Annotated in this window: 6 protein-coding genes; 5 read left to right on the forward strand and 1 reads right to left on the reverse strand. The window is 64.3% G+C overall.

Annotated features, from left to right (window positions below; translation table 11 throughout):
* Window positions 1–158 precede the first annotated feature (158 nt).
* The 5 genes from BW11_RS02320 to BW11_RS02340 all read left to right on the forward strand — a co-directional run bounded on the left by BW11_RS02320 (window position 159) and on the right by BW11_RS02340 (window position 6,167).
* Window positions 159–1,280: a D-alanine--D-alanine ligase family protein gene (locus BW11_RS02320; RefSeq protein ID WP_043164688.1), complete on the forward strand. Its 1,122-nt coding sequence runs from the start codon at window positions 159–161 to the stop codon at window positions 1,278–1,280.
* 626 nt (window positions 1,281–1,906) lie between these two features.
* Window positions 1,907–3,076: an ABC transporter substrate-binding protein gene (locus tag BW11_RS02325; protein ID WP_043164687.1), complete on the forward strand. Its 1,170-nt coding sequence runs from the start codon at window positions 1,907–1,909 to the stop codon at window positions 3,074–3,076.
* 57 nt (window positions 3,077–3,133) lie between these two features.
* Window positions 3,134–4,063 (forward strand): ABC transporter permease subunit, encoded by a 930-nt coding sequence (locus tag BW11_RS02330; protein WP_107042450.1) that lies wholly within the window; start codon window positions 3,134–3,136, stop codon window positions 4,061–4,063.
* Window positions 4,054–4,929: an ABC transporter permease subunit gene (locus BW11_RS02335; RefSeq protein WP_258184513.1), complete on the forward strand. Its 876-nt coding sequence runs from the start codon at window positions 4,054–4,056 to the stop codon at window positions 4,927–4,929. Before BW11_RS02330 ends, BW11_RS02335 begins: the two co-directional genes overlap by 10 nt.
* A gap of 5 nt (window positions 4,930–4,934) precedes the next feature.
* Window positions 4,935–6,167, forward strand: coding sequence for an ABC transporter ATP-binding protein (locus BW11_RS02340; protein WP_107044835.1), 1,233 nt, complete (start codon window positions 4,935–4,937; stop codon window positions 6,165–6,167).
* A 175-nt stretch (window positions 6,168–6,342) separates the two neighbouring features.
* Here BW11_RS02340 and BW11_RS11645 read toward each other — a convergent pair.
* Window positions 6,343–6,549 (reverse strand): hypothetical protein (locus BW11_RS11645; RefSeq protein ID WP_219909192.1); only part of this gene is annotated, 207 nt, incomplete at its 5' end.

Genomic DNA, 6,549 nt, shown 5'->3' on the forward strand with positions numbered 1-6,549 from the left:
CCCCGCGTCCGCTGGACCGTCGTCCCATGACGGACGATAATCGACGACGGACAGAAACGGGCCGGGCAACCGGGCAACCGTAATCGACAATGGGCGGGCGACACCGACCGGCCGATCCGGCACGAGGCCGGAAGGCGACGAAAGGAACAACAAGGAACATGGCCAAGAAGCGCATCGTGGTGCTGTACGGCGGCAGGGCCGACGAACATTCGATCTCCTGCATCTCCACGGCCGGCGTGCTGGGCGCGCTCGACACCGACAGGTTCGAGGCGATCCCGATCGGCATCACCAAGGACGGCAAGTGGATCGTCGACGGCGAGGACCCGCGCGGCTGGAACCTCGACGGCGGTACGCTGCCGGTCGTCGAAAAGATCGCGGGCGCGCGCGACGTCGTGCTCGACGTGGCTCTGGGGCAGGACGGCTTCTTCGCGCGCAACGCCGACGGCACGCTCGAATCGCTCGGCCACATCGACGCCGTGTTCCCCGTGCTGCACGGGCCGTACGGCGAGGACGGCACCGTGCAGGGCCTGCTCGAGATGATGAACGTGCCGTACGTCGGCTGCGGCGTGTTCGCCTCCGCCGCCTGCATGGACAAGCATTACACGAAGGTCGTGCTCGCTGCCGCCGGCATCCCCACCGCGCCCGGCGTCATGGTCGACGCGCGTACCGTCAAGCCTGCGGCCGCGCTGGAGCAGGTCGAACAGGCGGGACTCACCTACCCGCTGTTCGTCAAGCCGTCTCGCGCCGGATCCAGCTTCGGCGTGACCAAGGTCGAGGAAGCGCGCACGCGTGAGGAACAGATCGAGAAGCTGGGGTCGGCCATCGCCGAAGCCGGCAAGCACGACTGGAAGGTCCTCATCGAGCAGGGCATCGACGGCCGCGAGATCGAATGCGCCGTACTGTGCGCGCATCCGGGCGACGAACCCGAAGCCAGCTGGCCGGGCGAGATCGTCCTCGACCACAACGACGACGACCAGTTCTACGACTTCGACTCCAAGTACATGGACGCCACCGCCAGCCACGTCGAAGTGCCGGCCAACCTGCCCGTCAGCGTCCTCGAGGACGTGCGCGACGTGGCCCGCCGCGCGTTCGTCGCGGTCGACGGCGCCGGCCTGAGCCGCGTCGACACGTTCGTGCAGCCCGACGGCTCCGTGATGGTCAACGAGATCAACACGATGCCCGGATTCACGCCGATCTCCATGTACCCCAAGGCGTGGGACGCAACCGGCGTGAGCTACACCGAGCTGATCACGCGCCTCATCGAAGGGGTGCTGCGCTAGCGTTTCGCGCTGACCCTTTACCGGCTCTTATCGGTGGCCGCGAGGGGCGGCGATATTCTATTCTGGACACGCTCCGGGCTGAGCCGTGAAGCGGACAGTCCGGCGGACTGTCCGTAGGCGAGGGGAGCAGCTGTGCTGCGACGATTGCGCGCAACGCAATGGGCCAAGTCTTTACGGTCCAAAACAGAATATCGCCGCCCCTCGCTCCGTTGAGTGGGGACGTCGCGAAACGTAGCGGGGAAGCGGAAGCGGCAGAAAACGTAACGTTTGTGCGTAACGAGCGGGGGATGGCGATTCCCTGTTCGGGACCGTAGGCTTGGCCGAACGGCCTTGAGTGTGTCGCGAACAGAGAATCGCCATCCCCCGCGGCCACTGCTGGAACTGAAAATAACAGCCGGAAGAGTCCTCACGAAAAAGTGACGAAAATGACGTAGCTGTCACAGTTCACTTGTAGTTTTCTGAAATTCATCGAGGTGTCGCGCAAGGTCGCGCGATGTTCACCGGCAGTCCGGTGTCGCGACAGATAGCGGCCGTAGCTTGTTGCCTTGGAATTATGGGCCGCGTGAATACAGCGCGAATGAAAGCCCCGACTCCCTAGAGGTTAGTTGAGTAAAGAGGAAAATCGAATGAAGAACCTGCGTAAGCTTGCGGCTGGCGCCATCGCCACCGTGCTCGCGTTCTCGATGGCCGCCTGCGGCTCGAGCAGCGCCTCCTCCAACGGCGACTCCCAGCAGTCCGCCGGCAAGTCCGTCACCGTTGACCAGAAGTCCGCCAAGGCCACCTCCCTGTCCGACTTCGGCGCCATGGACGACCTCGTCGCCGCAGCCGAGAAGGAGGGCGCTCTGAACGTCATCGCCCTGCCGCACGACTGGTCCAACTACGGTGAGGTCATCTCCACCTTCAAGAAGAAGTACCCGAAGATCAAGGTCACCGAGCTCAACCCGAACGCCTCCTCCAAGGAGGAGCTCGACGCCGCCAAGACCAACAAGGGCACCGACGCCGCGCCGGACGTCTTCGACGTCGGCCAGCAGATCGCCGCCACCTCCACCGACGCCTTCGCTCCGTACAAGGTGCAGGCCTGGGACAAGATCCCGGCTGAGAACAAGGACGCCAACGGCGCCTACTACGCCGACTACACCGGCATCATGTCGATCGGCTGGAACAAGGACAAGTACGGCGACATCAACAAGCTCGAGGACCTGCTCGACCCGAAGTTCGCCGGCACCGTCGCCCTCAACGGCAAGCCCGCCGAGGCCGGCGCCGCCTTCAACGGCTACCTGATGATCAACCAGCTGGCCGGCGGCGACATCAACAACCTCCAGCCCGGCCTCGACTTCTTCAAGAAGCTCAAGGACGCCGGCAACCTCACCACCGTCGACGTGACCAACGGCACCATCGACTCCGGCCAGACCGGCGTCGTCATGGACTGGACCTACAACCAGGCCTCCTACAAGAAGGAGCTGAAGTCCAAGGGCGTCAACTGGGAGTACAAGACCTTCCCGAAGGCCCAGGTCGTCAGCTACTACAACCAGGCCATCAACGTGGACGCCCCGCACCCGGCGGCCGCCCGCCTGTGGGAGGAGTACCTGTACTCCGCCGAAGCCCAGAACCTGTGGTTCAAGGGCGGCGCCAACCCGGTCCTGCTCTCCTCCATGAAGGAAGATGGCACCGTCGATCAGGACACCCTGAAGGACGCCATCACCATCGAAGGCAAGCCGGTCTCCTACACCAACGATGACGCCACCCGCATCACCGAGTGGCTCCAGAACAACTGGGACAAGACGATCGGCAACTGATCCGCGGGTAATCGCAGATCACCGATCATCACTGATCACACGCGAGACGCAATCACCATGACTGCAGCAATCGCACAGAACGGGTCCGCCGCCAAGCCGGCGGGCCCTTCCGCTACTTCCTCATCGTCCGCCATTGCGCGGCATCGCAAGGAACTGGGCACCTTCGCGGTGACCATCCCGTTCTTCGCGTACACGGCGTGCTTCCTGCTCGCCCCCACCGTGATCGTCATCATCGGCGCGTTCCAGACGCGTGACGGCGGATTCACGCTCGCCAACTTCAACAAGCTGTTCGAGGCGAACACCGTTTCCGCGTTCGTCACGTCGATCCTCGTGTCCATCGCCTCGTCGGTGATCGGTGCCGTGGTCGGCGGACTCGCCTCCTACGCGCTCGTCATCGGCTCCAAGCCGAACGGTCTGCTGCGCCGCATGGTCTCCGCGATCTCGTCCGTGCTCGCCCAGTTTGGCGGCGTCATGCTCGCGTTCGCGTTCATCGCGACAATCGGCATCAACGGCATCGGCACGATGCTCATCAAGACCGTGACCGGCCTGACCGTCAACCCGAACTGGCTGAGCTCCCTGCCGGGCCTCGTGACCGTGTACTGCTACTTCCAGATCCCGCTGATGATCATCATCTTCCTGCCCGCGGTCGATTCGATCCGCCCGCAGTGGCGTGAGGCCTGCGAGTCGCTCGGCGGCAACACGTTCCAGTACTGGACGCGCGTGGCCCTGCCGATCCTCGCCCCCCGATTCATCTCCGCGTTCCTGCTGCTGTTCGCCTCCGCGTTCTCCGCGTACGCGACGGCCGCCGCCCTGTTCTCCCAGCGCTCGATCCTCGTGCCGCTGATGATCCAGGGCGCGATGCGCAACGAGATGGACCCCAACCAGCAGGGTTTCGCCCAGGTGCTGGCATTCGCGATGATCATCGTCGTGGCCATCGTCATGCTGTTGAGCCACGCCGTGGAAAAGAGGGCCGGACGTTGGCAGTGAAATCACCCGAAACGCTTGAGTCGACCGGGCCCAAGCCGCCGCAGCTGCGTGCCGCGCGCATCCGCAAGCAGAGCGTCATCAAGTTCGTGATCCTGTTCATCACGCTCGCCTTCCTGTTCGTGCCGCTGATCTCCATGCTCGTCTTCACGCTGCGTCACCCGCTGTCCGGACGCTGGTCCGCCGCGCCGTGGATCGCGATCTTCACCGGCAACGGCGAATCGCTCGGCGCCGACCTGACCGTGCTGTGGCAGGGCCTTGGCGCCTCGCTCGGCCTGTGCCTTGTGACCGTTGTGCTCATGCTGCTGCTCATGGTGCCGACCATGGTGATCGTGCACATCCGATCCAAGGCGCTCGAACGCGCGATCGAATGGGTCGCGACCCTGCCGCTGACCATCCCCGCGATCGTGCTCGTCGTCGGCCTTGGCCCGATCTACCGCTGGCTGAGCTCCCAGGTGTTCGACACCAACCCGATCTGGCTGTGCTTCGCGTACGTCGTGCTCGTCATGCCGTTCGCCTTCCGCGCGATCGCCGTCGGACTCAACTCGATTGACGTGAAGACCCTTGTCGAGGCATCCCGCTCGCTCGGCGCCTCTTGGCCCAAGGTGTTCTTCCGCGTGATCATCCCGAACCTGTGGCAGTCGATCCTGTCCGCCAGCTTCATCTCCATCGCCGTCGTGCTCGGCGAATACACCGTGGCCTCGCTGCTCGGCCGTATGAACCTGCAGGTCGCGCTCTACCAGCTCGGCCAGTCCAACTCCCAGATCTCCACCGCCATGTCGCTGCTTGCTCTGCTGTTCGGCGTGGTGCTGTTGGTCGCCCTCGACCTGATTTCCGAGCGTGTGGCCAAAACCAAGGAAGGCAAGTAACTCCCATGTCACTCGCAGAACAGAACGTCAGCGCAGCCTCGGCCGATCAGGCCGAGGACGCCTTCAAGAACGATCCGACCGCCACGCTCGAAGGCGTGCGCGGCAAGGACGTGACCAAGGCCGCCAAGGCCCTGCTCAAGGACTCCACCACCCGCGGCGGTGGCATCCAGATGCAGGACGTTGTCAAGATCTACCCGGGTGCCACCACCCGCGCGCTCGACGACTTCAACCTCGACATCAAGCCCGGAGAGATGGTCGTGCTGCTCGGTGGTTCCGGCTGCGGCAAGTCCACCGCACTGCGCTCCCTCGCCGGTCTCGAGGACATTCAGGGCGGCCGCATCCTCGTCGGCGGTCAGGACGTCACCGGCGTGCCGGTCAACAAGCGCGAGATGGCCATGGTGTTCCAGGCCTACTCGCTCTTCCCGCACATGACCGCCGTCGAAAACGTCGAATTCGGCCTCGAAGTGCGTGGCGTCGGCAGGGACCAGCGCCGCAAGATCGCGATGGAGCAGCTCGAACTCGTCGGCCTCGCCGATCAGGCCACCAAGTACACGCAGCAGATGTCCGGCGGTCAGCAGCAGCGCGTGGCCCTGGCCCGCGCCCTCGCAATCAAGCCGCGCGTGCTCCTGCTCGACGAGCCGCTCTCCGCCCTCGACGCGAAGGTGCGTGTCCAGCTGCGCGACGAGATCCGCCGCATCCAGCTCAACACCGGTACCACCACCGTGTTCGTCACCCACGATCAGGAGGAGGCGCTTGCCGTCGCCGACCGCATCGGCGTCATGAACCACGGCCGCATCGAGCAGATCGCCGCTCCGCAGGACCTCTACCAGCGTCCGGCTACTGAATACGTGGCGACGTTCATCGGCCTGACCAACCGTCTGCCCGGCGTCTCCAACGGCGAGGAGGCGGTCGTCTTCGGCCAGCGCGTCCCGCTGCTGCCGAACTCCCGCAAGGGCGATCTGGTCACGGTGCTCGTACGCCCGGAGAACCTGACGCTCGTGCGTGCCGGCGAAGCCTCCTCCAAGGTGGGCGAGCACGCCCGCGTTGAGGTGATCCACTTCCTCGGTGCCGTCGCGCGCGTGGACTGTGAGATCTCCACCGGCGAGTACCAGCACTGGAACAAGGGCGAGCAGCTTAAGGTCACCGTGCAGCTGCCGGCGAACGAGCTGCCGGCCGGGCTCGCGACCGGAGACGAGGTCGTCGTCGCGCCTCGCCCGGTGGCGGCGCTGGCCTGCTGACGGGCCTTCTTTCCGACTGATTCCGTCTGATCATTCCGCTGGTTCCGGTTGATTCCGGTTCCAGCGGTGATCGCCATCCCCCCCGCTCCGTTTTGTTGGGGGATGTTGCGTCCGATGTGCCGCTCGGCCGCGCTACCTCAGCCGTGCCGTCCGGTTGTGCCGCTCAACGCATTTTTCAGTGTTTTTGGCGTTGAGCGGCACGACGATGCGTCATTGCCACCCCATCACCTTTTTGACATGTTGTCAAAATGGCTATTTTCCAACGATTCTGCAACAGCCAGTATTTCAAGAACTGTCTCTGCGGTCGTCTTGTCTGCCGCTCAACGAGAAAAAACACCGAAATCGCGTTGAGCGGCACGGTTTTCTGCCACTCAACGAACAT

It is taken from the genome of Bifidobacterium sp. UTCIF-38 (genome assembly GCF_006454495.1).
GTDB classification, from domain to species: domain Bacteria; phylum Actinomycetota; class Actinomycetes; order Actinomycetales; family Bifidobacteriaceae; genus Bifidobacterium; species Bifidobacterium callitrichos.